A 25,693-nucleotide genomic window follows, 5' to 3' on the forward strand; every position below is an offset into this window, starting at 1 on the left:
TTTTTCCCGCCCTACGAATAAGGGTATGACCATGTGCGGATAAACCACCACATCGCGCAGCGGCAATACGGGGATTTCAATGCGTTCAGAACGCTCAGGATTCATAGAGCTCTCTCTTAGTTTAGTGTCCGCCAGGTAATCAGGTTGCGCGACTGTGCTTCATGCAACCACTAACATGTAATCCAGTATATGGGGATGATTCCCATACATTCAACGCCATGTTTACGGAAAAAGAAAAAGGGAGGATAAAATCCCCCCTTTTTGATTAACTGCTTGTATGAGTTGGTGAATTATTCGCCAGATGCCTGCTGGGCTTCCGGGGTACCGTAAATCAGCAGCGGCTTACTTTGCCCGGCGATCACGGATTCATCAATGACCACTTTTTCGACCTCTTCCATCGAAGGAAGATCGTACATGGTGTCGAGTAAAGCGGCTTCAACGATAGAGCGCAGGCCACGCGCACCGGTTTTACGCATCATCGCTTTTTTGGCGATGGCGTTCAGCGCTTCGTCACGGAACTCCAGCTCAACGCCTTCCAGATTGAACAACGCCTGGTACTGTTTAGTCAGCGCGTTTTTCGGCTCTTTCAGGATCTGAATCAGCGCTTCTTCGCTCAGTTCGCTCAGCGTGGCAACAACCGGCAGACGACCAATGAACTCAGGGATCAAACCAAACTTGATCATATCTTCTGGTTCAACCTGGGTCAGCAGTTCACCCTCTTTCGCTTTTTCAGACTTCGCTTTCACCGTGGCACCAAAGCCAATGCCTGAACCGGTTTCAACGCGGTTAGCAATGACTTTATCCAGACCCGCAAATGCACCACCACAGATAAACAGGATTTTGGACGTATCAACCTGCAGAAACTCCTGCTGAGGATGCTTACGACCGCCCTGAGGTGGAACTGCGGCGACGGTGCCTTCGATCAGCTTCAGCAGCGCCTGCTGCACGCCTTCACCGGATACATCACGGGTGATGGACGGGTTATCGGATTTACGCGAGATTTTGTCGATCTCATCGATATAAACGATCCCGCGCTGCGCTTTCTGTACGTCGTAATCGCATTTCTGCAGCAGCTTCTGGATGATGTTTTCCACATCTTCACCCACATAACCCGCTTCGGTCAGGGTGGTGGCATCCGCCATGGTGAACGGAACATCCAGCAGACGCGCCAGCGTTTCAGCTAACAGGGTTTTACCGGAACCGGTTGGGCCGATCAGCAAGATGTTGCTTTTGCCCAGCTCAACGCCGTTGCTGCTATCCCCGTTACGCAGACGTTTGTAGTGGTTGTACACCGCCACAGCCAGCACTTTTTTCGCCTGTTCCTGACCGATGACATAGTCATCAAGGTGATGACGGATCTCATGCGGGGTTGGCAAGGCGCTACGCTCGCGGTGCGGAGCAACTTCTTTAATTTCTTCGCGGATGATGTCGTTACATAAGTCGACACATTCGTCGCAGATATACACGGACGGCCCGGCAATCAGTTTGCGCACTTCATGCTGGCTTTTGCCGCAAAAAGAGCAATACAACAGTTTGCCCGAACCATCTTTGCGTTTATCTGTCATGAGTCAAAACCTCTTTTTAAGTTCTTTGTGCCGCACATGACGACGCAAATGCCAATCTGAGACGCGAGCTGCTGGTAAGCAGCGTGCCGCCCTATCTTAGTATAGCGGCACACTCGCGTCGTGGGCATCATTTACGGTGGGTCAAAATGGAGTCGACTAAACCGTACTCAACTGCCTCTGGTGCGGACAGGAAGCGATCGCGCTCGGTATCGCGCTCGATCTGCTCAAGTGATTGACCCGTGTGGTGAGCCATAAGTTCATTCATGCGCCCTTTTACCTTCAGGATTTCACGGGCATGAATTTCAATATCTGTTGCCTGCCCCTGGTAACCTCCCAGCGGCTGGTGAATCATCACGCGCGAGTTTGGCAGGCAGAAACGCTTGCCTTTCGCCCCTGCGGTCAGCAGGAATGCGCCCATCGATGCCGCCTGGCCCATACAAATGGTGCTCACATCAGGCTTGATAAACTGCATGGTGTCGTAAATAGACATCCCGGCGGTGATCACGCCACCAGGGGAGTTAATGTACAGGTAAATATCTTTTTCCGGGTTTTCCGCTTCCAGAAACAGCATCTGCGCCACGATCAGGTTAGCCATGTGGTCTTCGACCTGGCCAGTCATAAAGATAACGCGCTCTTTAAGCAGACGGGAATAGATATCAAAAGAACGTTCACCGCGAGAGGTCTGTTCAATAACCATTGGCACCAGCGCCATATGGGGTGCAAAGTTATCTCGTTCGCCACTGTATGACATGTCCGTCTCCTGGATAAAAAATGAAAATACCTGCTGTACTGATTGTAACCTTGCGGACGGATTATCAGCCAGTCTCTTTAATACTGCTTCCCCACTAATGGGGGCGGCTCAGCCCTATTTCAAGCATAACAATCTTTTGTTGTAACGCTAACACTGAAAAGGCGTTTTAGCACTCTTCCTGGTTTATAACTGTGATAAAAAAAACCCGCCGCCGGGAGGCAACGGGTTTTTGTTCAAACTTTAAACAAGCCTGGCAGAATTACGCCTGCTGGTTCATCAGTTCGTTGAAAGAAGTGGCCTTTTCAGACACTTTCGCTTTCGCCAGAACGGCTTCAACAGCCTGCTCTTCCAGTGCTACATTGCGCATGTTTTCCATCAGTTCTTTGTTGCTGCCATAGAACTCAACAACTTCTGACGGATCTTCATAGGCAGAGGCCATCTCTTCGATCAGACCTTTAACGCGGGTTTCGTCAGCTTTCAGCTCGTGGGTACGAATCACTTCGCCCAGCAGCAGACCAACAACAACGCGGCGTTTAGCCTGCTCTTCGAACAGCTCACGTGGCAGTTCCAGAGCCTGTTTCTCATTGCCACCGAAACGCTGTGCAGCCTGGCGGCGCAGAACGTCGATTTCGTTGTCGATGAGTGCAGACGGGATATCGATTTCGTTAGCCTGAACCAGACCTTCGATAGCCTGAGACTTAACGCGGTTACGCACGGCGCCTTTCAGCTCGCGTTCCATGTTTTTACGCACTTCTGCACGCAGACCTTCAACAGAACCATCTTCAACGCCGAAACGCTTGATGAAATCTGCAGTCAGTTCTGGCAGCTCGCGGTCTTCTACTTTCTTCAGGGTAATGGCGAACTTAGCCGCTTTACCTTTCAGGTTTTCAGCGTGGTATTCTTCCGGGAAGGTCACGTCGATAGTGAATTCTTCGCCTGCGCTGTGGCCTTTGATACCTTCTTCGAAGCCTGGGATCATACGACCCTGACCCATCGCCAGTACGAAGTCAGACGCTTTGCCGCCTTCGAACTCTTCACCGTCTACAGAGCCGTTGAAGTCGATGGTCACGCGGTCTTCTGCATCAGCAGCGCCGTCTTTGTCTTTCCAGGTCGCCTGCTGCTTACGCAGGGTGTCCAGCATACCGTCAACGTCAGCTTCGGTGACTTCAACAACCGGTTTTTCAACTTCGATCGCGTCCAGACCTTTCAGCTCAACTTCCGGGTACACTTCGAACTCTACAGAGTAGGTGAAGTCTTCGCCCAGTTTGTATTCGCCCGGAACATAGGTCGGGTTACCGGCTGGGTTGATTTTTTCTTTGATGATCGCATCAACGAAGTTGCGGCTCATCAGGTCGCCCAGCACGTCCTGGCGAACAGATGCGCCATAACGCTGAGCAACGACATTCATTGGTACTTTGCCCTTGCGGAAGCCGTCAATACGGACTTTCTTCGCTACGTTGACCAGCTCGCTTTTTACAGCGTTTTCGATGCTGTCAGCAGCGATAGTAATCGTTACACGGCGGCCAAGGCCTTGAGTGGTTTCAACTGAAACTTGCATCTTGTTACCTCAAAAAAATCACAGTGCTCGGTCAACTCTGAATTTGCCTCGCAATACCGGGATGCTCTCTTAGCAGATTCACATTCCCTGTCGCCAGAATCATCCCGAAGCATTCATTAAGACGCGGCATTATAGCGGCATCACTTAGGTGAGTCGAGAACGGTTGCCCCATGTTGCTGCGGCTTTTTTCACAATTTAAGGCTATTTTTGGCCTTAAAATCGCGCCACCGCCTCAAAACCCGGACAAAACAAAACGGCCCGCAGGCCGTTTTAACGTCATCTTGATGCAACATACTGGAAAAGTTCCTGCTGTTGCAAACAGGATTTATTACGCGATAGTCCCGGCTCCCCGGCACGGCGGCGACGCGAAGATGGTATCCTGCAACCCTTTCCATTCCTTAATGGTGTAGGTGTGCAGCGCCAGCGCGTGTACGGTGGTGGAGAGTTCTTCCGTCAGGGTACCGTAAATCATACGGTGGCGATTAAGGAACCGCTCCCCGACAAAGCGATCGCTGACCAGCACGACTTTGAAGTGGCTTTCAGACCCTGCCGGTACGTTATGACGATAGCTTTCGTCGACGACTTCAAGGAACACAGGTTCAAACGCCGCCCTTAACTTATCTTCTATCTGTTCACGTATCATCATGAAATTACTCCTCCGACAACGCTGAGATGTCACCCATCCCTTTAAATGTTAGCCGCTTTTACCGCTTGCATAACAAGAAGACAACAAAAAATTAGCTTTCGTCTGATTTTCTCATTCAAAGGGATGAAGTCTTATAGGGGGGAAGCCGTTTTGTCGCCTGTACGACATGAAAGCGCCTCGGGTGGTCAGTTTTCAGACAAGGCGATGAATTTACATGCGTTGACTACTTCCCCTCGCCGTTGGCGATGTTATGATGGCGGCAATTTTTCTCTATATTATGCCTACGATTCGTTGAGAGCCCGAACATGTTAAAAAAACTCATTTTACCGCTGGTCGCCCTTTTTATGCTGGCTGGCTGTGCAACCCCTCCAACCACCATTGACGTCTCCCCGAAAATTTCCTTGCCACAGCAGGATCCGAGCCTGATGGGCGTGACCGTCAGCATCAACGGTGCGGACCAGCGTAAAGACCAGGCGCTGGCGAAAGTGACGCGTGAAAACCAGCTGGTGACGCTGACCGCCTCGCGCGATCTGCGCTTCCTGCTGCAGGAAGTGCTCGAGAAGCAGATGACCTCCCGCGGCTATATGGTTGGCCCAAGCGGTGCCGTTGATCTGCAGATCATCGTCAACAATCTGTACGCCGACGTCTCTCAGGGCAACGTGCGCTACAACATCGCGACCAAAGCCGATATCGCTATCATCGCCACGGCGAAGAATGGCAACAAGATGAACAAGAACTACCGTGCAAGCTACTCCGTTGAAGGCGCCTTCCAGGCAACCAATAAAAACATCGCTGATGCCGTGAACAGCGTGCTGACCGACACCATCGCCGATATGGCGCAGGACACCAGCATTCACGAATTCATCAAGCAAAACGCACGTTAATTGTGCCTGCTGACCCGGTGCCCTGCCGGGTCAGTTAACGCCCCATGTCCAGTCAATACTTACGTATTTTCCAGCAGCCAAAATCAGCTATCTTGCTGATCCTCGGTTTTGCCTCCGGTTTACCGCTCGCGCTGACGTCCGGCACGCTACAAGCCTGGATGACCGTTGAGAATATCGATCTTAAGACCATCGGCTTTTTCTCGCTGGTCGGTCAGGCCTACGTGTTTAAGTTTTTATGGTCACCGATGATGGACCGCTACACCCCGCCATTCCTTGGCAGGCGTCGTGGCTGGTTGCTGATCACCCAGGGTCTGCTGCTGCTGGCAGTGGCGGCGATGGGATTCCTGGAACCCACGTCGCAGCTGCGTTGGATGGCCGCGCTGGCGGTGGTGATCGCCTTCTGCTCTGCCTCGCAGGATATCGTCTTCGATGCCTGGAAAACCGACGTACTCTCCGCCGAAGAGCGTGGCACAGGCGCCGCCATCAGCGTGCTGGGCTACCGTTTGGGGATGCTGGTTTCCGGCGGGCTGGCGCTGTGGCTGGCGGATCGCTATCTCGGCTGGCAGGGAATGTACTGGCTGATGGCCGTGCTGCTGATCCCGTGCATGATTGCCACGCTGCTGGCGCCGGAACCGAGCGACGTGATCCCGGTTCCCCGCTCACTGGAACAGGCGGTCGCCGAACCGCTGCGCGACTTCTTTGGCCGTAACAACGCCTGGCTTATTCTGCTGCTGATCGTGCTGTACAAGCTCGGCGACGCGTTTGCGATGAGCCTGACCACCACCTTTTTGATTCGCGGCGTCGGTTTTGATGCCGGAGAAGTGGGCGTGGTCAATAAAACGCTGGGATTGATAGCTACCATCGTCGGGGCGCTGTATGGCGGGGTGCTGATGCAGCGCTTAAGCCTGTTCCGCGCGCTGATGATCTTCGGCATTTTGCAGGGGATTTCAAACGCCGGTTACTGGCTACTCGCCATTACGGACAAGCACATGTTCAGCATGGCGGCGGCGGTATTCTTTGAAAACCTGTGCGGCGGGATGGGAACAGCGGCGTTTGTCGCCCTGCTGATGACCTTATGCAACAAGTCCTTTTCGGCCACCCAGTTCGCCCTGCTCTCTGCGCTGTCTGCCGTGGGTCGGGTGTATGTCGGGCCGATCGCAGGATGGTTTGTTGAAGCGCACGGCTGGCCTGCGTTCTATTTATTCTCAGTGTTCGCGGCGATTCCCGGCCTGGTGCTGTTATTATTTTGCCGTCAGACGCTGGAATATACCCAGCAAACCGAACAATTTATGCCACGAACGGCCTATCCGACCGTCTATCGCTTTGCTTTAACGCTATTGCTGATTGGATGCGTCGCGCTGGCGCTGTGGCTGGTCGTGTTAATCATTAATGCCACGACCTCGCTGGCGCTACCGTTTACGGTGCTGCTGCTGGATATCGGCGCGTTGTTTGCCCTGACCGGGATCCTGACGGGAGCCCTACTGGATTACCTGGCACTGCGCAAAATCCAGGCAGTTTAAGGTCAGCTAAAACGTTATTTACCGTTGTAATAACGATGCGAAATTATAACGGTAAATAAATTTACGCTGGCAAAAATAATATTTGTTGATTTGTGCGACTAAGAATTCCGGAAATTATTGGAACCCGTATTAAACGCTATTTTCCATTAACCGATTCAGCAAAAGAAAGTTTAATTTTACGTTCTGCACTTGTCCTTTTATTGATAATAAATTGTTAATTAATTGTTTGTTTTTAGTAATGGTTATACCAATTGCCCGTTTTACCACTCCAGCAGAGGCGGTTTCGTTATAACGCCCACCCGACGGCGCTTGCACTGCAAAATCGTTAATATTTTGCAACATGTGTGACTTATCCGGCAGAACCCGGTAACACGGTCCTGACACAGGTCTAATGATGTTTACAGTAATGTAACCTTCCCGTAAAATGCCCCCACACTTTAAACGCCACCAGGTCCCCGTGGAATTGAGGTCGTTAAATGACACTTAGGAAATACAATAAAAGTTTGGGATGGTTGTCGTTATTTGCAGGCACTGTTTTACTCAGTGGCTGTGATTCTGCGCTTCTGGACCCCAAAGGACAGATTGGACTGGAGCAACGCTCACTCATACTGACGGCATTTGGCCTGATGATGATTGTGGTTATTCCCGCCATCTTGATGGCTGTTGGTTTTGCCTGGAAGTACCGTGCAAGCAATAAAGATGCGAAGTACAGCCCTAACTGGTCACACTCCAATAAAGTGGAAGCTGTGGTCTGGACGGTGCCGATTCTGATCATCCTGTTCCTTGCCGTACTGACATGGAAAACCACTCACGCGCTCGAGCCTGCAAAACCGCTGGTTCACGATGAGAAACCGATTACGATCGAAGTCGTCTCCATGGACTGGAAATGGTTCTTCATCTACCCGGAACAGGGCATTGCTACCGTGAATGAAATTGCCTTCCCGGCAAACGTTCCGGTTCAGTTCAAAGTAACGTCTAACTCCGTGATGAACTCCTTCTTTATCCCGCGTCTGGGTAGCCAAATCTACGCGATGGCAGGTATGCAGACTAACCTGCACCTGATCGCAAATGAAGCAGGCACCTTTGATGGTATCTCCGCCAGCTACAGTGGCCCAGGCTTCTCAGGTATGAAGTTCAAAGCCATTGCCACGCCTGACCGTGCCGCTTTCGACCAGTGGGTTGCTAAAGCGAAACAGTCTACGAACACCATGTCTGACATGGCCGCGTTCGACAAAGTGGCAACGCCTAGCGAATACAACAAGGTGGAGTACTTCTCTGACGTGAAACCAGATTTGTTCAAAGAAGTGATTGGCAAATTTATGGACCACGGCAAGAGCATGAACGTGACCCAGCCTGAAGGTGAGCATAGCTCGCACGAAGGAATGGAAGGCATGGACATGAGCCACGCGGAAACCTCTCACTAAGGGGCCGAGGAAGAAAATGTTCGGAAAATTGACACTGGATGCGGTGCCGTACCATGAACCTATTATCGTGGTTACGATTGCTGCAATTATCATTGGTGGCGCAGCCTTACTGGGCTTAATCACTTACTTCGGTAAGTGGAGCTACCTGTGGAATGAGTGGCTGACCTCGGTTGACCACAAAAAACTCGGTATCATGTACTGCATCGTCGGTATCGTCATGTTAATTCGTGGCTTTGCCGATGCAATCATGATGCGTAGCCAGCAGGCGCTTGCCTCTGCGGGCGAAGCAGGCTTCTTGCCACCGCACCACTACGACCAGATCTTTACCGCGCATGGCGTGATTATGATCTTCTTCGTGGCGATGCCGCTGGTTATCGGTCTGATGAACGTTGTCGTTCCGCTGCAGATTGGCGCGCGCGACGTTGCATATCCGTTCCTGAACAACCTGAGCTTCTGGTTCACGGTTGTGGGTGTGATCCTGGTTAACTTGTCTCTGGGCGTAGGTGAATTCGCACAGACTGGCTGGCTGGCTTATCCACCGCTTTCGGGAATTGAGTACAGTCCTGGCGTTGGCGTCGATTACTGGATTTGGGCGATTCAGCTCTCCGGTATTGGTACGACCCTGACCGGTATCAACTTCTTCGTGACCATTATCAAGATGCGTGCCCCTGGCATGACCATGTTCAAGATGCCGGTATTTACCTGGGCATCTCTGTGCGCCAACATCCTGATTATCGCGTCATTCCCAATTCTGACTGTCACCGTCGCGCTGCTGACCCTGGATCGCTATCTGGGCACCCATTTCTTCACCAATGATATGGGCGGCAACATGATGATGTACATCAACCTGATTTGGGCATGGGGTCACCCTGAAGTGTACATCCTGGTTCTGCCGGTCTTCGGTGTGTTCTCCGAAATCGCAGCAACCTTCTCGCGTAAGCGCCTGTTTGGTTACACCTCTCTGGTGTGGGCAACCGTGTGTATTACCGTACTGTCGTTCATCGTGTGGCTGCACCACTTCTTTACTATGGGTGCCGGCGCGAACGTAAACGCCTTCTTCGGTATTACCACTATGATTATCGCCATCCCGACCGGGGTGAAGATCTTCAACTGGCTGTTCACCATGTACCAGGGCCGTATTGTGTTCCACTCAGCCATGCTGTGGACTATCGGCTTCATCGTCACCTTCTCTGTCGGTGGGATGACGGGTGTACTGCTGGCGGTGCCGGGCGCGGACTTCGTGCTGCACAACAGCCTGTTCCTGATTGCGCACTTCCATAACGTTATCATCGGCGGCGTCGTCTTCGGCTGCTTCGCTGGCGTAACCTACTGGTGGCCAAAAGCGTTCGGCTACACGCTGAACGAAACCTGGGGCAAACGCGCATTCTGGCTGTGGATCGTCGGCTTCTTCGTGGCCTTCATGCCGCTGTACGTGCTGGGCTTCATGGGTATGACCCGTCGCCTGAGCCAGCAGATTGATCCGCAGTTCCACCCAATGCTGGTTGTTGCAGCGGGCGGTGCGGTGCTGATTGCTTGCGGTATTGCGTGCCAGCTGATTCAGTTCTACGTCTCTATTCGCGACCGCGAGCAGAACCGTGACCTGACCGGTGACCCATGGGGTGGCCGTACGCTGGAGTGGGCAACCTCTTCCCCGCCTCCGTTCTATAACTTTGCCATTGTGCCGCACATCCATGAGCGTGACGCATTCTGGGAAATGAAAGAAAAAGGCGAAGCGTATAAGCAACCTGAGCATTACGAAGAAATCCATATGCCGAAAAACAGCGGTGCGGGCATTGTTATCGCCGCCTTCGCTACGGTATTTGGCTTCGCAATGATCTGGCACATCTGGTGGCTTGCGATCGTCGGCTTCGCTGGCGTGATCATCAGCTGGATTGTGAAGAGCTTTGACGAGGACGTGGACTACTACGTACCAGTCCGTGAAGTCGAAAAACTGGAAAACCAGCATTTCGATGAGATTTCTAAAGCGGGGCTGAAAAATGGCAACTGATACCCTGGCGCACTCAACTGCCCATGCGCATGAACACGCGCACCACGACACAGGACCGATGAAAGTCTTCGGTTTCTGGATCTACCTGATGAGCGACTGCATTCTGTTCTGCTGTCTGTTCGCGACCTATGCCGTTCTGGTGAACGGCACAGCGGGCGGCCCGACCGGCAAGGACATTTTTGAGCTGCCGTTCGTACTGGTAGAAACTGCCCTGCTGTTATTCAGCTCCATCACCTACGGCATGGCCGCCATTGCCATGTACAAAAACAACAAGAGCCAGGTTGTCTCCTGGCTGGCGTTGACCTGGCTGTTTGGTGCCGGATTTATCGGGATGGAAATCTATGAATTCCATCACCTGATTGCAGAAGGTTTTGGTCCGGATCGCAGTGGCTTCCTGTCCGCGTTCTTCGCGCTGGTCGGCACCCACGGTCTGCACGTGACCTCGGGTCTTATCTGGATGGCAGTACTGATGTTCCAGGTAAACCGTCGCGGCCTGACCAGCACTAACCGTACCCGTATCATGTGCCTGAGCTTGTTCTGGCACTTCCTGGACGTGGTGTGGATCTGTGTGTTCTCTGTTGTGTATCTGATGGGGGCGATGTAATGAGTCATACTAACGATCATGGCGCTTCCCACGGTAGCGTAAAAACCTACATGACAGGTTTTATCCTGTCGATCATCCTGACGGTGATCCCGTTCTGGATGGTGATGAGCGGTACTGCATCTCACGCGGCAATCCTGGGCACTGTCCTGGTGACCGCGGTAGTGCAGATTCTGGTGCATCTGGTTTGCTTCCTGCACATGAACACCAAGTCCGATGAAGGCTGGAATATGACTGCCTTTGTCTTTACCGTGATTATCATCGCAATCCTGGTAGTCGGCTCCATCTGGATTATGTGGAACCTCAACTACAACATGATGGTTCACTAAGAGCGGCGAGTATGTTTAAGCAATACCTGCAAGTAACGAAACCAGGCATCATCTTTGGCAACCTGATCTCGGTGATCGGAGGGTTCCTGCTGGCCTCTAAGGGCAGTATCGATTACACCCTCTTTGCATCTACGCTGATCGGCGTGTCGCTGGTTGTGGCGTCCGGTTGTGTATTTAACAACTACATCGACATGGATATCGACAGGAAGATGGAAAGGACCAAGAATCGGGTGCTTGTCAAAGGCCTGATATCCCCTACCGTCTCGCTGGTGTACGCCACGTTGCTGGGTATTGCTGGCTTTATGCTGCTGTGGTTCGGCGCCAACCCTCTGGCCTGCTGGCTGGGGGTAATGGGTTTCGTGGTGTATGTAGGCGTCTACAGCCTGTATATGAAACGTCACTCCGTTTACGGTACGCTGATTGGTTCACTCTCCGGCGCTGCGCCGCCGGTGATTGGCTACTGCGCGGTCACCAATGAGTTCGACAGCGGTGCACTGATCCTGCTGGCTATCTTTAGCCTGTGGCAGATGCCGCACTCCTACGCCATTGCGATTTTCCGCTTTAAGGATTATCAGGCGGCGAACATTCCGGTTCTGCCGGTGGTGAAAGGCATTTCGGTCGCCAAGAACCATATCACGCTTTACATCATCGCCTTTGCCGTGGCGACGCTGATGCTCTCTCTGGGCGGCTACGCAGGATACAAATATCTGGTAGTAGCTGCGGCAGTGAGCGTTTGGTGGCTCGGTATGGCGCTGCGGGGCTATAAAGTGGAAGACGACAAGGTCTGGGCGCGCAAGCTGTTTGTGTTCTCGATTGTCGCTATCACCTCCCTCTCAGTGATGATGTCCGTCGACTTTATGGTGCCAGATTCGCATAATCTGCTGACCTACGTCTGGTAAGTTCTGACAGCCTGTTTATCAGGCCTGAAGACTCAACAGCCCGCAACCGTCATGGTTGCGGGCTATTTTTTTATTAGCACCGCATATTCCTCACTCTATTAAAAAAAATCAGTTCGCCCTCCATTAATATACCCCACCCCTTTTACATATAAAAAATCAATTATTAATACCAAACCAATAACATCATAATATTGGTTGAGTTAAAAAATAAAAATATATTATTTTGTATTCACTGATCTCTATCCCTAAGAGATTAATAGATGGTAATCTTGGGCCGTAAGCATGACGCTTACATTCTCTTGTTCATTTAATAAGGAAATAAAAGTGAAAGAATTAACACTGACTGAAATGGAATCTGTGTCCGGTGCCGGTATTCTGAGACTTCCTTGCGCATTCACCAGCTTTACCGTCCAATCCGCGTTTGGGCTGGTCAAAGCCGGTTTTGAAGTAGGCTATAGTACAGCTCTTAACATTGTGGATGGGACATTTGATATCGTAGATAATTTTTTTAGTGGCTCACCCATTAACCCTGACAGCATTATCGACGATCATGTGAACGAATTGACTTTTTCAATCTCTGGTATCTGGTCAAACTTTGTTGCTGAAGCTGCGACAGACTGGGGAAAATTTAACTACGCGCTGCAAAAATAAATAATAAAAGGCCTGTCAATGCTTTTATTGACAGGCCTTATTTTAACCATCCCATTACGACAGGACAACCCGCTACCAAAGCGTGGTTTGTTTATCAATGACTCCCCAACGTAAATACATATCACACGCCATCAGATAATCATTGTGCCAGCGCCAGTAAATATGCAGGTAATAATAAATCATCGCGGGCACGATACAGAGCAGATAATAGATTTCAAAATAGACATGCCATCCTACCAACGACAGGATCGCGCTGATGATGATTAACCACAGCGATTCGATAATCAACAACACGATCAATCTTGCCCATAACGGCATATCGTGTAACCCGCGCAATGGCAGGGATGCGGAGAAGTTAAAATCGATCTCCTGCAGGAACAAACGCCCCAAAAAAGCGTAGCGGCGTGAGGGGTGAATGAAGATCAGATTTATGGCAAGCACGATGGCACACAGAATTAGCATCGCAACCATCAGGCGCGCAGAAAAAAAACCCTCCAACAGCGAGAAATCATCGTGAACGCGCAGTGGACTGATAATCAGCGCGCTCATCAGAATCGTGAGCAACAGATTAAGACCCGCATAGCAATGTAAGTTGCGATACTTCACCCTGTCGACCACCGCCTGCTTCATCTGCCTCACGTAATAAAAACGGGCAAATCTGAATATCAGGTACATCAGCGCTGGTGAAGCCAGGGCAATGCAAGGCAATACATACCCAGGTGAGAGGTATTGCAGAAAGCCACTGACGATCAGATAAAAGAGTACCCAGCATAAAACGGTGCCGATCAGCGGATGCAAAAGCATGGCTTGATATCGTGACGGCAAGTTGCCTGGCACAGCGGATGCGTCAATTTTCTTGACCACACATTTGTAAGCCCAGTAGCCTCTCAGTTCATAGATAAAATTGAACGCGATTAAAGACAACACAATGCTAAGGCTCACGGCATCCCCCTTAACGAACGTGTATCCGTTGTTTTTCCAGTAAAAGCCCAGCAGCATGAAGGTAATGACGTACAGGTAAGGGATAAGCCGCTTATCCTGATAGCGAAAATAAGCCAGATAGTCAGGAATCATCATCGCCCCTTTATAGTCCGGTGACTTTTCTACAATGGATCAACGCTTCTGGCGTGAAACCGGTAAAGTCATTGAGGATCTGTCCCAGATAGGCTTTGTTACTCATTTCGACAAACATTACCGGCGGAGATTGTTGCAACAACGACGCCATTGAATGTGTCCACTGCACCGTATGGGTCAGATGCAAAGATAAGTTCTCTCTGATCTGCTCCGGGTTGAATTCCGCCTGCCCTGTCACATTCATCATCACATCATGTACCGGCGGGCGGATGTCGAAACCGGCCAGAGCGTCTCGCATCCGCTGAACGCCCTCACTCATCAGGCGCGTATGCCAGGCCCCGCTGACGCCCAGCTTCACAACGTCAAAACTAAAATCCATCAGGATGCGCGAGAACTGACTCAACTCAGATACGGTTCCACCAATGACCTGCTGACACGGACTGTTATCGCAACTGATGTCGACGGCCATACCTGAACCTGAAATCAGGTTCTTCATTGTCTGGTAATCAGCACCTTTAACGGCCAGCATGGCGCCTTTATGACGTTGACTGATGTCATGCATGATATTGGCCCGGACGTCGATCATGCCAAACAAGGCTTCCAGCGTTATCGCGCCTGCAGCATAGAGTGCGCTGTATTCACCGACGCTGTGTCCGCAGGCGCCCACAATGTGTGCAGGTTCAGGTTGTTCAGCCCAAAGACGGTAAAGCATCACGTTAATTGCCGTCACCGCAACCTGCTGTACCGTGGTCTGAATCAGGCGATTCATCGGTCCTTTCTGACACAGACGGCGAATATCCTTCCCGGTGATATCGCTGGCGCAATCCCAGATCTGTTTTGTGGATGCATTGCGATCCCATAAATCACTTCCCATCCCAATGACCGGGTTTCCCTGTCCGGCAAACAGAAGAACCAAGGGCTGCACTGACTGATTTTTCTTCATACCCATATCCTTATAAATGGTATTTAAAGCCGATATAAACCCCGAGGGTGTCGCCAAAGAGGGCAAATTCAGCGTCTTTGCTACCCAGCGCGCTATACAATCCGCTATAGAGTTCAACTTTGTCACTCATGCCTTTAAGCGGTTTGACATGATGGACGCCCAGCAAGGCGCTGCCATCCATGATATTCATCGCCAGGTAGGGTTGCAGGGTAGATTTATCATCGCTCAGGAAACTGGCATAGGCATTAACGTAATGTTTGCCCTGTAGCATGCCTTTATTTGAGGTGTTGCTTATTTCTGATCCCATCAGATATTTGTAGTTATCAAAAGCCCGATCCAGCATCCTGTAGCCGGTTTCTTTATCGAGATAGCGAATAAAATCAGTCTGATCACGCCACTCAGATTTTGAATACCCCTCACTTTGAAAATAGTACTCCAGACCCAGCACACTGAACTGGTTAGTCGTATATTGCCCGCCTATAGCCAGCTCGATTCCTTGTTTATTCTCTGTCGAATACAGTGAAGAGGGGAACTGCCAGGCCTGAACGTCTGCCGCCTTTTTGGCAGAAAAATGGCGCCATTGCTGAGCAGTATGGTAGGCAACTTCGGCATTTATCACCAACTGGGGGGTGTAATTGTAGCTATCCGCTATCGCGATCGACGGTGAATCGCCCAGCATCAGGCTAACAGAGGATGTATGATTTTTCAGCCGATAATCGGTATAGCTTAACAGGTAGCGCTCACTACTATTAGAACGCTCATTCGCAGACCAGTTACCGGAAGATTGATAATAATAGTCAATGTGCGTCAATTGCGGCGCCACGGTAAGCGAAAGTGCATAATCGCGAAACGCCTTCGTTAATCGCCCTCCCCAGAATGACTCACTGTAAGCTGATTTCATCTCTGAATCGTAAAGACGTGTTGGCTTAAAGGCTGCATAAAAATTAGTGAGCAGCGTCGCGGGTGAGCGTAAAAAGAATGTGCCCTGCGGGGTGCTGAGTTTTCCGCCCTCCAGCTGCACGGTATCTGATAATGTGTAGGTTACCCGGAGCTGGTCGATCAGCATCTTCGCGCGATGATTGTCTTTCTCAAAAGCGCCCACGCTCAGGGCGGGATAATACCCCAGTCCATAAAAGGAAAAATCCAGATCCAGTGCATTCTCGACCAGAGCACATGCGCTGCTGAGCTTTAACGCAATATCGTTATACAGATTATCCGCAGTGTAGGGATTACGGCCCTGAATTCGCCATATGGACGCCTTTTTGTTTACGTACGAGGCCTGTCCCGTTAGCACAACATCCGCATTGGCTTTTAGCTCGTCTGCCGCAAGGCAATCAGCCTCAACTCCCGAGGAGAGCAGCGAAGCAGTAATAACCAGAATAGCGGAAGGACACTTCACCTTGCACCTCTTAGTATTGCTTCTTTTGTGAAGTGATATTCCGGCAGCGATTCCAGCCGGACATCGCTGTATTTCATGACTGAATACCCTTTGCCGTATCGCGCATTCTGCACAACAATCTCTGTTGGCCGATATTTACCGAGCACCAGCTGATAATTCTGGTACAGCACATTCTTTAGCAACTGATTATCCAGTGAGTAATACAATGCTCTATTGGGCCGATAGTCACTGCCCTTTTCTACCCAGTACATCACTCGGGGATACGTCACCGCATCCGATTTACGGATCAGTGATAATCTGTAGCAAATCTTGTCGCCGCACGGTTCTTCTCCCTCTAACGTCGAATCGTAGGCATCCTCGAAATTGGTGACAATGACATCACCATTTGATATTTGCCCAATCAGCCTTTGCTCGCGCGAAACGGGAATGGGCCGACGAAGCTCAGGGGTATAAAACCAAAGATCGTACCAGTCGGATAGCATGACCTTCCCTTTGTCTCGCGGGGGATAGACAAATCGGGCCAGGGAGCGGGCATCTGCCGGCACGCCGTTTTTGGGTTTAATAAAACGCATTGATATATCGAGGACTTGTTTGTTGTCGGGTTCTATCGATCCCGCTTTGTACTCCAGCACAGTCACGGTGTAGCGAAAAGGCGCATTGGGCGAGCGAACATCATCAGAGCGACGGATAATGTCCAACGCCTTTGCATCAACCGCACCGGCTGGCGCAGACACCGTACACAGTGCGACCCAAATAATCCCCCACCACAGTCCATTGTTTTGCATATTCTTCCCTTACGAAAATTTAAACGCATCGGCAATATTCAGCCGCGATGCGCGCACCGCAGGCAAGATCGAGGCCAGCGAGGCCGTTAAAATCGGCAATACCCAGGTTGTCCAGAACAGTTCAGGGTTCGTCGTTTTAATAAATGCGGTATAGCCAATGGATTGCCCTGGTGATGGCGGTATCGCAATGCCAGAGATATTGATTAATGCGGCCAAAGCGTACCCTGCAATAAGGCTGCCGAGGGCACCGATCATCCCGACAAATACCCCTTCAAGCCAGAAAATCCGCGTCACATGCCAGGGCTGTAGCCCCATGGCCCTGAGGGTGGTGATCTCACGCGTTCTCTCGATAATATTCATGGTCATAGCGTTACCGATCATAAAGACAACAATGAGAGCGACGATAAGTTTGATAAAGAAGTAAATGCCCGACAGCATCCCTTCAACCTGCTGATAAAAAAGCGACGTCTCTTTCCAGTCCTTCACTATTAACGGCAAGTGATTGTTGGCAATATACTGTCTGAGCCTCGCCACAAATGCCTCAACGTCATCGTTGTTGAGTAAGATAAGGACCTTGCTCACCCCCTCGGTTCCCATGATGTGTTGGGCGGTTTCCAGCGGGATCTTCATCGCCACATCGTCATAGTCTTTGATGCCCGAGGCAAAAATACCGCGTAGCTTCAGCGATAAAGCGCCCTGTCCCCCGGCAGTATTGACGACCATGACATCGAGCCAGTCGGCGTACCGGGCATTAAGCGTGCTGGCAAGACCTCCTCCAATGGTAATTTCGTTATGCTTGATACGAGATAAATCACTACCAGAAATAATCTTATCAAATGCGCCTAATTTTAAGGCAGGCAGGGGCTCAACGCCCAGCCCGGAGAAATAGCTGGAGGTTTCATTTTCATACTGTGAAATAATCCCGCTGAACTCAAGCTGTCCTGACAAGGTTGAAATGTCTTTCGCTAAGGTCGGATAGGTTAAAATATCCTGTTTGAGCGCCGCGTAGTTTTTAATCAGACTCTTACTTTTATTCGCCGTGTCAAAGTACGACTGATGATAAATTTGCACATGCCCGATATTGGTACGAATTGTTTGTTCCTTCAGGATCCAGAAAGAGTAATCAATAAACCCACCATACAAAAATATGGTCACGCCGCCCGATACAATAGCCAGCACCGTCGACAATGATCTTCTGCGATGTCTGAACAGATTCAGAAACGAGAAGGTGGCATCGCGAAAACGAAAAATAAGACAGTACAGAACAAACGCCATAATCAGCGACACCGTCCCCTCGACCCACATCAGTTCCTTTGCCATTTAATGACCTTTTACCAGCGGAAGAATAATGTTCGTCACTTCCTCGCCATCCCAGGCAGGCGAATCATTCCCCGTCGTTTCCACGGTCTTTAGCTGGGCTGAAAACTGACGGGCCTGTTCATCCTTGCGGCAATGTTGCAGGGCTCTGTAGCGCATAGCGTTGATATGCGCGGTCAGATCCCGATCCCATTGCGCTTTTAGCAACAGCTCGGTGTCTGCAAGGGTTATGACACAACGCCCCAGTTCAGCGGGCAGGTAGGCATCCATCCTGGCGCGTAAATAGCGGATGCGCGGCTCATTTTCATTGCCTTCGACGGCTTCATCGAGATAAAAGAAGCCGGTCTTGGCGTACTCGGAGGCGTGGACCACATCATTTACGCTCACGAAATACTGCGCCTGCTGCAGCATGCCGTAGGAATAGAAGACCAGCGCCGCGGTATTCCTGGTGCGCGTATATTCCTGGAATAACGATTCTGTAAGGCTGGCTAATGCCGTTGGCTGCGTCGGAAAATTATGCAGCAGCACAGTGTCGACGGCGGGAAGCGCGGATGCATCAACAGCTTGCGCATATGTGACCACCGACAGGCCCAGACAGAATACCTGTAAAAGATTACTTCGCTGAATCATAGGCTAACGCTCCATCCCTGATCTCCACCACCCGCCCTGCACGCGCCTTAAGCTGGGTGGAGTGCGTTGATATCACAAAAGTGGTTCCGGTTTGCTGATTGATATTGAGCAACAGATCTAAAATCGCATCACCCGTCGCCAGATCGAGATTACCCGTCGGTTCATCGGCGACGACGATCTGCGGCTCATGCGCCAACGCTCTGGCGATTGCCACGCGCTGCTGCTGCCCGCCAGACAGTTGGCCAGGTTTACGATCCCGCAGATCGGCCAGTCCCACGCTATCCAGAAAATGCAGGCTGCGCTCCGTTGCGGCTTTAGTATCAAAATGGCCGTTAAGCACCAGGGGATAAAACACATTATCGAAAGCGTTGAGTACCGGCATAAGGTTGAAAAACTGAAAGATGAACCCCAGGTGCCTGCTGCGAAGGCTTGCCAGATCTTTTTCTGCTAAATCATTCAGCAGCTTATTGAGAAGCACCACGTATCCGAGTGACGGTTTATCGATACCCGACAGGATATTGAGTAACGTACTTTTACCGCTACCTGACGGCCCACATAAGGCTAAGAACTCGCCATTCGCTATTTCAAGATTGATATTGCTGAGCGCCTCAACGTTATTCTCATTATTTCCATAACGCTTATAAATACCATTCAAGTAAATAGCGGGTAGCGCTTTTATATTGGATTGCATATTCCACCACCGACCCGGTCAGTACCAGGTATCAAAATAGCTGCAGCCGCCAAGGTTATCCGCCAGAATCGTTCTTATGCAGCCCCCACTCAATTCGCGATGCGTAATATATTGCCAACTCAAAGCCGGGGTCAGACATCCACTTGCCCCGTATATGCTGACCAGATCGATTGTCTTCCCCGAGAGTTCCGTAATGTCGCGGCCCCCGGCGTAGGCAAGCAGATCAATATCCGGGCCGTGCATACTGGCAGACAGCCAACGGTCGGCACTATCTGGCGCAACATAGACCCCGCACTCTATTTTCAATCGGCTTTCCCGCTGGCTAAAAATAAAGCACCCCACACGTTCAATGGAGACGTTGATAGCGGATGTTTCCCCGGAATTTTTCCCTTTACGACGCGGATTGATATTCTCAGCTGTAAACGTCAGCAGGGGGATGGCACGATATCCCCCGCAAATAATGACAAAATCAAAGACATTCCAGTTCAGATAATCCTGCGCCAGGCGCATGGCCTGAATCAGAGCGTATTTTTCGCCGCGAATTTTGCATGTCACGTCGGTGACGGAAAATTTTTTAACCAAACTTTTAGGTAAGGTATTGATCACTGAAGCGTGCAGCGCGCTGATGTTATTCTCAAACACACCCGACTCACCCCATGAATCAACATAGATAAATGCAGTACGTGATTTGAATAACCGCATACGCTCTTTGGTGGATAATTGATGCAGCGCGGAATCAGCGGTCTTTTCCATTGCCTCTATATAGGGGATATAGTCTGGCTTACGGATCGTTTCACGAATATAACTCTCCTGAAGCGTGCCAAAACGCTTAAACCCCCAGCCCGTTTTTCCCGTCGATTTCAGCGCATTATTATATGAATGTGACTCCCAGACGTTCAGCCAGCTGGGATAATATAAAACCAACGGTTCTTCGGGTTCTTCGAAAGCGCATGATGCTAAATACATACTGACATCCTGTCCGTTATTGTTCCTTACTCGTATCCGTTAATATCACCGCAATAACGGATCCATCGACACCTACGCCCATTTTAAGCAGATGTTTTTTGTCATGTTTTATTGCGCCTTTCCCCTGCAGGACGTGCCGAGCCATCTCATCTGAAATCGGCTCATTGCCAACTGGCATAATAAGCTCCCGATACGCCAAGGAATGATGCCCAATCACTAAATCCACCAGTCCCGAACCGGTGGCGGTATAACCTGTTTGACCTTTGTAAGCCAGAACCGGCAGAGTCTGGTCACCCGCCAGCATCGCAATGGTGTTTGCCTCAATGCCATCGCTAATTGCGGATCCATTACCATGAGGAATAACAGCACATAATTCCTCTTTTTTGACGCCAGTCTCCTGCAGGATTTTATTGATTAATTTAAGCATGTTGGTGCTTTGCCATGAGATATCATTGCTTCTGCTGGCATTAATCTGTGTGTAAGCAGAGCGCAAACTAACTCCCCCATACAAATTTCTGGCCTGCCGATGATGGTCGCTTTCAAGCAGCAGCACGCTATAGCCCTCCGCAAAAAGCACCCCTTTACTGTTTACGCCAAACGGCTGTACTACCTCAGTATCCAGCATCGACTGAGTGTCAAGGAACCAGATATCCTGGGTCTTAATTTTTGAAATATTAATAATGAGAGCAAGATCGATATCCCCTTGCTCAATAGCCTGAGCACTAAGGTGAACGGCGACCAGCGCAGAATTACTGGTACTGTTCATATTCGGTGGCAGATGTTTCAGGTGATATTTTTGCGCCAGATGAAGTGAAATCGCATCCTGAGACATATTTGCGACACAGAGGTGGATCAGCGATGAAGACAGCGCAACATCTTCCACATCATTATGATCATAGAGGGCTTTATAGTCTTTTACGTCGACCCGAGGCCCTATCCCCGTCAGATAAACCCTGACATTTTCGCCTGTCAGACAATGCGCACCCAGCATTGCCTGCAGGAGAGCATGCTCAATGAGACGGGACAGGAGATCGACAGCGCTATCATCCGTCTTTTCCAGCTTTGCAATTCGCTTATTGCCGGTAAAGCCACATTTAACGGCCTCATCCTCCGAGGCAAACCATGGCGATACGGGCACGCGCTCACCGCTTTTGAGATTGGCGATAAGCTGCGCGCTGTTATCTGCAAACGGTAAACAGAGGCTGTAGCCTGAAATGATCGACGTCCTGTCCACCGTATTACCCCTTAATCACAAATGCGTAATAGTTCCCACCTTCCGTCGCCCCGATCAGCAGAACAGTGTGAATTGCTCTCTGTAAAGGTTGGCGCACAAAATTGATTCGTTGGTCTATAAACGTCCGGGTATACGGAATGGCGGGCACCGACTGTTTTTTGATGCAATCCAGAATAACCGCCAGGTTCAGCAGGCCCGCACAAGACGCAACAAAACCAAAGAAGGCGTTGTAATTCACCACGGGAACCTGCAGGTTATCCTGATGGAAGGACGCGTAGATGGCGTCGATTTCAATTTTTGCGCTCTCTGCACTGCCATTGCTGGTGCCACAAACCAGATCAATATCGTTAGCGGTGATACCGGCATCGGTAAGCGCGCGATGAATGGCCAGCGACAGGGCGCGGGATTTCTCATCCGTTTGCGACGCATCGAAGTAGCTGTTGCTGCATGACTTGCCATAACCCGCAACTTCCGCCAACACCTCAGCACCACGAGCTGCTGCAGCCTGCGGGTCTTCCAGCAGCAGCATGCAGGCACCTTCACCAGGCACATAGCCTTTAGCCTCTTCACCGTAGATCTGATAATCGCTGGCCTCGGAGGTCATATGGATCTTTTGCGCCACCGCATCCATATACAGCGACATCGACGGAAAGTACTCGTCTGCCCCCCCCACAAGCACTTGCGGCTGTAGCTGCTGGCGAATAATTTCATAGCCATAGGTTAACGCCCCCAGCGCCGCGTTCTCACCCGTCGCAAGGGTTGTCGTATAGCCTTTCACCCCTTCGGAAATACCACAGAAAGTGGCAATGGCGTTCATCAACGAGCCCGGAAATTCTGAAGTACGTACTTTTCGCGGATCCGGTTTCAGGCTCTGCAGATATTTATAAGTCGTTTCCTGTGGGCCACGGGACATGCCCATCACCATGCCCAGCGTTTCTCCGTCACGCTTGATTTTGCGCTTCGCCTGGGTCAGCGCTTCCGACAGTGCAATCAGCGCAAACGTGCCGCCGCGAGTGGCTTTTCGCGGATCGAAACGGCGTAAATGCTTGCGAGGCTCAAGCGCGTTGATCTGGAAGGTTTTGAAATTCACCTCCTCTTCGGGGAGCTGACAGGCGCGAATAGCATACTCATCGCCATATATTTCATTTAGTTGGTTAGTTTTTACTAACACTTCCAGAAGCTCCCTGGCTTCTTGCAGCGTATCGTCGGGGAACACAATACCGCCCAGCTCAACCGCTTTGCCGCCCTCGTTGATATGTTCCAGAATCTCATTAATGCTATGGCCTATGGCAGAGAGGGCACCAATGCCTGATATCGCAACCCGCTTCGCCTCATAGGACGTTACAGGAACCGAGCCCGGCCGGGTACTCACAATCATGCAGCAGTTATTTCCGCCGAATGCGTAGTTGTTCTTCATAAAAATGTTGATGTCTTTCTGCCTGAAATCGTTCGGGACGTAATCCAGATCGCAGTTCGGCCGCGCCGTCGAAAAGTTTAAGGTGGGCAGAACCTGTTTTTCAGGCAGTGTGACCAGACACGCAATCAGTTCGACGATGCCCGCCGCCCCGATATTGTGACCAAAGTAGGATTTGGTGGAGCTGATTAACAGCTTTTCAACCTGCGGGAACACTTTTTTCATGGCCAGCGTTTCAATTTGATCGTTGGCTTCTGTACCCGTGCCGTGCGCATTGACGTAATCGATCTGCTCAGGCGTAACGCCTGCATTTTCCATTGCTTTCAGCATCACCTGCACAGCACCGCTGGCGCGCGGATCGGGCCCCGTTTCATGATAGGCGTCGCAGGAAGTTGCGTATGAGAGGATTTCTCCATACAAGGTGGCCCCCCGTGCAACGGCGTGGTCATACTCTTCCAGAACAATGGCCCCTGCACCCTCCCCGATTGACATGCCGGACTGCCCTGAAAACGGCGAGCAGGAATCAGGGTGCATGACATTCAGTGCATAAAACCCGGCAAAGGTCGGCAGATAGATGGGTTCCGTTCCGACAGCCAGCATGGCCTTACCTTTGCCATTCTGGATATAGTCGAATGCCATACCGACGGCATTCGGGCTTGCGGTACAGGCCGTGGCGACCAGCTCTACGCCACCTTTCAGGCCTAACAGGGTAGAAACGCTGGAGCAGCAGGATGAAAAGGCACCTGAATAGACGGCCTTACGTAACGAGAAGTCCTGCACTCGCTGCTCAAAGAGGGGCAGAAAGGCTTCGGTACCCGCAGAAGAGACTCCGACAATTAATCCCATCTCCTCAAGGCACTGACGGTGCTGTGCCAGCCCGGCCTGATTCAGCGCGTCCTTGCCCACTTTATAAGCCCACAGCGCGGCGTTATCGAGAGAGGCAACAATCTCTTCAGGTAATTCAGCATCGTCGATGTCGTGCAGGACTTCGGCCGCGCGGGCATGCTCAAACCACTGAGAGAAACGTTGGCTGTCTGCTACGCCACGCCTTTTCTCCAGCAGCGCCTGCCGGAAATCCTGTATGTTGTCCGCAAGGGATGACAGTATCCCCATACCGGTAATCACCACGCGTTTTCTGCTCGTCTTCATCTTTCCAGGTCATCCCTTACTTTGTTCAGCAATTTCACAACGTTATCAGCTCAAAAGCGTTCGGCGCGATTTAAAATGCATGCCTTAATTTAGAGGCGTCAACATAGCTGTGTGCCGTTGGGTTGACTGACAGGCTCAGGTTGTAAATGAACGGTACGGACTGAGTTTTGGCCGCTACACCGCCATGAACAGTGAGGATCGTAAAACCGTCGATGTCAGATAACGCGTAATCGCTGTCGATCAGTGCCAGCGCAATCTCACGCTGTAGGGCCGGCGAATATACCGCACAGATAATCACCCCAACCGCTTTGTCGTCGGCCATCACCTTGTCGTCCGGGCTCAGACAAGCACCTTGCGTACAAGGCAGTATTCCTACTACCTTACGCTGCGCTTTCTGTGCAGATAACTGCTCCACCGCGGCTTTACCTATAAAATCGTCCTTATCGTACTGAATAGCCCACTGCAGCTGTAATTCAACGGGATTACGCGAGTATTTCGCATACAGACTTTCATCCCATCCTGAGTTTTCAATACGCACAATTTTTTGGTAATCCAGACCGCCGGTCTTAAGTAAATATTTATCCCCGACGTCCAGTAATGACTGCCATAATTCGGCCAGCGCGCGTTGCGGGCCAATCATCTGATAGGCAAATTCACCGTGCTTACCACAGCGGAATACCATCAAACCGTGGTCAGTATTCATGTACTCGTAATAAGGTAAACCAATCACATCAAACCCGAAGATCTCCGCCATCAGCTCCCAGGCATACGGCCCTTCAAGCATGATGGTTCCCCAGTCGGCGTCGTCCATAGAGATGATTTCAGGGATATCCTGAATATCTAATTCATCAGCCTTTTCGAGGACACCTTGCAGGATCCCGATAATATCCTGAGCAGACACGTTTTCTGACAGAATGAAATAACCCTCTGGGGTGCAGAGAGTATAGATATCGCCACGAATCGTTCCGTCGTCATTCAATACCAGCGAATAAATACCTTGCTCGTCACGGATAATTGAGACATCAGCAGAGGCCATATAATTGACCAGCGCCCAGGCATCGTCGCCCATTACGCTGACAATAGACATATGGGAATAATCAACCAGTAAAACGTTCTCTCTGACGGCTTTATATTCTTCCAGAATATCACGGTAGGCAGAAGGCAGAGTTCGGTTATTGTAGACACCCATGATCGCATTGTTTTTCAGGTGAATATCCGAAAGTGAAGTCATAAAACATCCTTATTTTATCGCTGA

Annotated in this window: 25 protein-coding genes; 8 read left to right on the forward strand and 17 right to left on the reverse strand. The window is 50.8% G+C overall.

Going from position 1 to position 25,693, the window contains the following annotated elements; genetic code table 11:
* The 5 genes from ACRDD5_RS09250 to bolA form a co-directional block, all read right to left on the reverse strand.
* The coding region (locus ACRDD5_RS09250; protein ID WP_438676617.1) for an LON peptidase substrate-binding domain-containing protein at positions 1-105 on the reverse strand (105 nt) is incomplete at its 3' end.
* A 185-nt stretch (positions 106-290) separates the two neighbouring features.
* Positions 291-1,565, reverse strand: coding sequence for an ATP-dependent protease ATP-binding subunit ClpX (gene clpX, locus ACRDD5_RS09255; RefSeq protein ID WP_271267730.1), 1,275 nt, complete (start codon positions 1,563-1,565; stop codon positions 291-293).
* A 127-nt stretch (positions 1,566-1,692) separates the two neighbouring features.
* Positions 1,693-2,316 carry an ATP-dependent Clp endopeptidase proteolytic subunit ClpP gene (gene clpP, locus ACRDD5_RS09260; protein ID WP_271280927.1) on the reverse strand — a complete coding sequence of 208 codons (624 nt, stop codon included), beginning with the start codon at positions 2,314-2,316 and terminating at the stop codon, positions 1,693-1,695.
* A gap of 259 nt (positions 2,317-2,575) precedes the next feature.
* Positions 2,576-3,874, reverse strand: coding sequence for a trigger factor (gene tig / locus ACRDD5_RS09265; protein ID WP_271280926.1), 1,299 nt, complete (start codon positions 3,872-3,874; stop codon positions 2,576-2,578).
* Between the two features lie 328 nt (positions 3,875-4,202).
* Positions 4,203-4,520: a transcriptional regulator BolA gene (gene bolA, locus ACRDD5_RS09270; protein ID WP_271280925.1), complete on the reverse strand. Its 318-nt coding sequence runs from the start codon at positions 4,518-4,520 to the stop codon at positions 4,203-4,205.
* 305 nt (positions 4,521-4,825) lie between these two features.
* On the opposite strand from bolA, the gene ACRDD5_RS09275 reads away from it, so the two are divergent.
* A complete protein-coding gene (locus ACRDD5_RS09275; RefSeq protein ID WP_271280924.1) occupies positions 4,826-5,404 on the forward strand; it encodes a lipoprotein in 579 nt (192 codons plus the stop codon).
* A gap of 44 nt (positions 5,405-5,448) precedes the next feature.
* Complete coding sequence (gene ampG, locus ACRDD5_RS09280; protein WP_438676584.1) at positions 5,449-6,924, forward strand: muropeptide MFS transporter AmpG; 1,476 nt, start codon at positions 5,449-5,451, stop codon at positions 6,922-6,924.
* A gap of 129 nt (positions 6,925-7,053) precedes the next feature.
* Here ampG and ACRDD5_RS09285 read toward each other — a convergent pair whose 3' ends face one another.
* Positions 7,054-7,266: a hypothetical protein gene (locus ACRDD5_RS09285; protein ID WP_438676585.1), complete on the reverse strand. Its 213-nt coding sequence runs from the start codon at positions 7,264-7,266 to the stop codon at positions 7,054-7,056.
* Positions 7,267-7,400: 134 nt separating this feature from the next.
* Between ACRDD5_RS09285 and cyoA the strand changes: the two genes are divergently transcribed.
* From cyoA to ACRDD5_RS09315, 6 genes are all read left to right on the forward strand, one after another.
* Positions 7,401-8,348, forward strand: coding sequence for a cytochrome o ubiquinol oxidase subunit II (gene cyoA / locus ACRDD5_RS09290; protein WP_438676586.1), 948 nt, complete (start codon positions 7,401-7,403; stop codon positions 8,346-8,348).
* 16 nt (positions 8,349-8,364) lie between these two features.
* The gene (gene cyoB / locus ACRDD5_RS09295) at positions 8,365-10,356 is read left to right on the forward strand and encodes a cytochrome o ubiquinol oxidase subunit I (RefSeq protein ID WP_271280920.1); all 1,992 of its coding nucleotides are present in this window, start codon (positions 8,365-8,367) and stop codon (positions 10,354-10,356) included.
* The gene (locus ACRDD5_RS09300) at positions 10,346-10,960 is read left to right on the forward strand and encodes a cytochrome o ubiquinol oxidase subunit III (RefSeq protein WP_271280919.1); all 615 of its coding nucleotides are present in this window, start codon (positions 10,346-10,348) and stop codon (positions 10,958-10,960) included. Before cyoB ends, ACRDD5_RS09300 begins: the two co-directional genes overlap by 11 nt.
* A complete protein-coding gene (locus ACRDD5_RS09305) occupies positions 10,960-11,286 on the forward strand; it encodes a cytochrome o ubiquinol oxidase subunit IV (protein ID WP_271280918.1) in 327 nt (108 codons plus the stop codon). The genes ACRDD5_RS09300 and ACRDD5_RS09305 overlap by 1 nt, the downstream gene beginning before the upstream one ends.
* Positions 11,287-11,297: 11 nt before the next feature.
* The gene (gene cyoE / locus ACRDD5_RS09310) at positions 11,298-12,185 is read left to right on the forward strand and encodes a heme o synthase (RefSeq protein ID WP_095280995.1); all 888 of its coding nucleotides are present in this window, start codon (positions 11,298-11,300) and stop codon (positions 12,183-12,185) included.
* Positions 12,186-12,509: 324 nt separating this feature from the next.
* The gene (locus ACRDD5_RS09315) at positions 12,510-12,836 is read left to right on the forward strand and encodes a hypothetical protein (RefSeq protein WP_438676587.1); all 327 of its coding nucleotides are present in this window, start codon (positions 12,510-12,512) and stop codon (positions 12,834-12,836) included.
* Between the two features lie 72 nt (positions 12,837-12,908).
* Here ACRDD5_RS09315 and ACRDD5_RS09320 read toward each other — a convergent pair whose 3' ends face one another.
* The 11 genes from ACRDD5_RS09320 to ACRDD5_RS09370 form a co-directional block, all read right to left on the reverse strand.
* The gene (locus ACRDD5_RS09320; RefSeq protein WP_438676588.1) at positions 12,909-13,913 is read right to left on the reverse strand and encodes a hypothetical protein; all 1,005 of its coding nucleotides are present in this window, start codon (positions 13,911-13,913) and stop codon (positions 12,909-12,911) included.
* A gap of 7 nt (positions 13,914-13,920) precedes the next feature.
* A complete protein-coding gene (locus ACRDD5_RS09325) occupies positions 13,921-14,853 on the reverse strand; it encodes an ACP S-malonyltransferase (RefSeq protein ID WP_438676589.1) in 933 nt (310 codons plus the stop codon).
* A 10-nt stretch (positions 14,854-14,863) separates the two neighbouring features.
* A complete protein-coding gene (locus ACRDD5_RS09330) occupies positions 14,864-16,252 on the reverse strand; it encodes a hypothetical protein (protein WP_438676590.1) in 1,389 nt (462 codons plus the stop codon).
* Positions 16,249-17,037 (reverse strand): outer membrane lipoprotein-sorting protein, encoded by a 789-nt coding sequence (locus ACRDD5_RS09335; protein WP_438676591.1) that lies wholly within the window; start codon positions 17,035-17,037, stop codon positions 16,249-16,251. Before ACRDD5_RS09335 ends, ACRDD5_RS09330 begins: the two co-directional genes overlap by 4 nt.
* 9 nt (positions 17,038-17,046) lie before the next feature.
* Entirely contained in the window at positions 17,047-18,357 is a 1,311-nt protein-coding gene (locus ACRDD5_RS09340; RefSeq protein WP_438676592.1) for an ABC transporter permease, read from the reverse strand.
* A complete protein-coding gene (locus tag ACRDD5_RS09345) occupies positions 18,358-18,984 on the reverse strand; it encodes a hypothetical protein (RefSeq protein ID WP_438676593.1) in 627 nt (208 codons plus the stop codon).
* Entirely contained in the window at positions 18,968-19,675 is a 708-nt protein-coding gene (locus ACRDD5_RS09350; protein WP_438676594.1) for an ABC transporter ATP-binding protein, read from the reverse strand. The genes ACRDD5_RS09345 and ACRDD5_RS09350 overlap by 17 nt, the downstream gene beginning before the upstream one ends.
* Before the next feature lie 18 nt (positions 19,676-19,693).
* A complete protein-coding gene (locus ACRDD5_RS09355; protein ID WP_438676595.1) occupies positions 19,694-20,641 on the reverse strand; it encodes an ATP-binding protein in 948 nt (315 codons plus the stop codon).
* A 16-nt stretch (positions 20,642-20,657) separates the two neighbouring features.
* Positions 20,658-21,875, reverse strand: a complete 1,218-nt coding sequence (locus ACRDD5_RS09360) for a beta-ketoacyl synthase N-terminal-like domain-containing protein (protein ID WP_438676596.1) — start codon at positions 21,873-21,875, stop codon at positions 20,658-20,660.
* Positions 21,876-21,879: 4 nt separating this feature from the next.
* The gene (locus ACRDD5_RS09365; RefSeq protein ID WP_438676597.1) at positions 21,880-24,438 is read right to left on the reverse strand and encodes a beta-ketoacyl synthase N-terminal-like domain-containing protein; all 2,559 of its coding nucleotides are present in this window, start codon (positions 24,436-24,438) and stop codon (positions 21,880-21,882) included.
* A 70-nt stretch (positions 24,439-24,508) separates the two neighbouring features.
* The gene (locus tag ACRDD5_RS09370) at positions 24,509-25,669 is read right to left on the reverse strand and encodes an aminomethyltransferase family protein (protein WP_438676598.1); all 1,161 of its coding nucleotides are present in this window, start codon (positions 25,667-25,669) and stop codon (positions 24,509-24,511) included.
* Positions 25,670-25,693: the final 24 nt, after the last annotated feature.

Origin of the sequence: Silvania sp., from assembly GCF_051656365.1 — a bacterium.
GTDB lineage: Bacteria > Pseudomonadota > Gammaproteobacteria > Enterobacterales > Enterobacteriaceae > Enterobacter > Enterobacter hatchlandensis.

Excerpts from the sequence above, each read along its gene's own strand:
- clpX (WP_271267730.1), bottom strand. The coding sequence starts at position 1,565 with ATGACAGATAAACGCAAAGATGGTTCGGGCAAACTGTTGTATTGCTCT.
- clpP (WP_271280927.1), bottom strand. The coding sequence starts at position 2,316 with ATGTCATACAGTGGCGAACGAGATAACTTTGCACCCCATATGGCGCTG.
- tig (WP_271280926.1), bottom strand. The coding sequence starts at position 3,874 with ATGCAAGTTTCAGTTGAAACCACTCAAGGCCTTGGCCGCCGTGTAACG.
- bolA (WP_271280925.1), bottom strand. The coding sequence starts at position 4,520 with ATGATGATACGTGAACAGATAGAAGATAAGTTAAGGGCGGCGTTTGAA.
- ACRDD5_RS09275 (WP_271280924.1), top strand. The coding sequence starts at position 4,826 with ATGTTAAAAAAACTCATTTTACCGCTGGTCGCCCTTTTTATGCTGGCT.
- ampG (WP_438676584.1), top strand. The coding sequence starts at position 5,449 with ATGTCCAGTCAATACTTACGTATTTTCCAGCAGCCAAAATCAGCTATC.
- ACRDD5_RS09285 (WP_438676585.1), bottom strand. The coding sequence starts at position 7,266 with ATGTTGCAAAATATTAACGATTTTGCAGTGCAAGCGCCGTCGGGTGGG.
- cyoA (WP_438676586.1), top strand. The coding sequence starts at position 7,401 with ATGACACTTAGGAAATACAATAAAAGTTTGGGATGGTTGTCGTTATTT.
- cyoB (WP_271280920.1), top strand. The coding sequence starts at position 8,365 with ATGTTCGGAAAATTGACACTGGATGCGGTGCCGTACCATGAACCTATT.
- ACRDD5_RS09300 (WP_271280919.1), top strand. The coding sequence starts at position 10,346 with ATGGCAACTGATACCCTGGCGCACTCAACTGCCCATGCGCATGAACAC.
- ACRDD5_RS09305 (WP_271280918.1), top strand. The coding sequence starts at position 10,960 with ATGAGTCATACTAACGATCATGGCGCTTCCCACGGTAGCGTAAAAACC.
- cyoE (WP_095280995.1), top strand. The coding sequence starts at position 11,298 with ATGTTTAAGCAATACCTGCAAGTAACGAAACCAGGCATCATCTTTGGC.
- ACRDD5_RS09320 (WP_438676588.1), bottom strand. The coding sequence starts at position 13,913 with ATGATGATTCCTGACTATCTGGCTTATTTTCGCTATCAGGATAAGCGG.
- ACRDD5_RS09325 (WP_438676589.1), bottom strand. The coding sequence starts at position 14,853 with ATGAAGAAAAATCAGTCAGTGCAGCCCTTGGTTCTTCTGTTTGCCGGA.
- ACRDD5_RS09335 (WP_438676591.1), bottom strand. The coding sequence starts at position 17,037 with ATGCAAAACAATGGACTGTGGTGGGGGATTATTTGGGTCGCACTGTGT.
- ACRDD5_RS09340 (WP_438676592.1), bottom strand. The coding sequence starts at position 18,357 with ATGGCAAAGGAACTGATGTGGGTCGAGGGGACGGTGTCGCTGATTATG.
- ACRDD5_RS09345 (WP_438676593.1), bottom strand. The coding sequence starts at position 18,984 with ATGATTCAGCGAAGTAATCTTTTACAGGTATTCTGTCTGGGCCTGTCG.
- ACRDD5_RS09350 (WP_438676594.1), bottom strand. The coding sequence starts at position 19,675 with ATGCAATCCAATATAAAAGCGCTACCCGCTATTTACTTGAATGGTATT.
- ACRDD5_RS09355 (WP_438676595.1), bottom strand. The coding sequence starts at position 20,641 with ATGTATTTAGCATCATGCGCTTTCGAAGAACCCGAAGAACCGTTGGTT.
- ACRDD5_RS09365 (WP_438676597.1), bottom strand. The coding sequence starts at position 24,438 with ATGAAGACGAGCAGAAAACGCGTGGTGATTACCGGTATGGGGATACTG.
- ACRDD5_RS09370 (WP_438676598.1), bottom strand. The coding sequence starts at position 25,669 with ATGACTTCACTTTCGGATATTCACCTGAAAAACAATGCGATCATGGGT.